The sequence below is a fragment of the Meiothermus hypogaeus genome, from assembly GCF_003574035.1.
Classification (GTDB): domain Bacteria; phylum Deinococcota; class Deinococci; order Deinococcales; family Thermaceae; genus Meiothermus; species Meiothermus hypogaeus.
On the sequence record NZ_QWKY01000173.1, the window covers coordinates 1 to 858 of the forward strand.

Sequence of the window (858 nt, forward strand, 5' to 3'; positions counted from 1 at the left end):
GGGAAGGCGTCGAGGTGGGCGGGCTGGAAGAACGGGTGTCCCGGCTGGCCGCCGAGGGCAAGACCGCCATGTACGTGGCGGTGGACGGCCAGCCCGCAGGGGTGGTCGCGGTGGCCGACGTGGTCCGCGAGTCCGCCCGGAAAGCGGTCGGGACCCTGCACGCGCTCGGTATCCAGACCGCGATGCTCACCGGCGACAACCGCCGCACCGCCGAGGCCGTAGCCCGCCAGCTGGGCATGGACACGGTGATCGCCGAGGTCCTGCCCGAGGACAAAGCGGCTAAGGTGAAGGAACTCCAGGCCCAGGGGCGCAAGGTGGCCATGGTCGGTGACGGGGTCAACGACGCCCCCGCCCTGGCCGAGGCCGACGTAGGCATCGCTATCGGGGCCGGCACCGACGTGGCCGTGGAGACCGCCGACGTGGTGCTGGTAAGGAACGACCCCGCCGATGTCGCCAAGGCCATTCAACTAGCCCGCAAGGTACGCGGGAAGATCAAGCAGAACCTCTTCTGGGCGGCCATCTACAACGTGCTGGCCATCCCCGTTGCGGCGGGAGCGCTCTACAACAGCTACGGTATCCTGCTGCGGCCGGAGTGGGCAGCGCTGCTGATGAGCGCCTCGACCGTGATCGTGACGGTGAACGCGCTGCTGCTGGGGGTGGGGTCGCGGCGGCGCTTTACACGGGCTTAACACAAGTCCCCCACTATCTTGCACGGAGGTAGGAGAGATGATCAGACTTGACCGCTATACATCTTTTGTATGCAACCCCAGGAACCTCAAAGCGGAGAGGGGGTTGAAGGAGAAGGCTTCCAGGGCGGCTTTTTTAGCCTGGACCTTGCGGTAGTTGAGGCAGTTCAGC

The 858-nt window shown here is 66.2% G+C and carries 1 protein-coding gene; it reads left to right on the forward strand.

All coding sequences use genetic code 11. The features are described from left to right. The coding region (locus Mhypo_RS17790; RefSeq protein ID WP_119342531.1) for an HAD-IC family P-type ATPase at nucleotides 1-689 on the forward strand (689 nt) is incomplete at its 5' end. Between the last annotated feature and the right edge of the window lie 169 nt (nucleotides 690-858).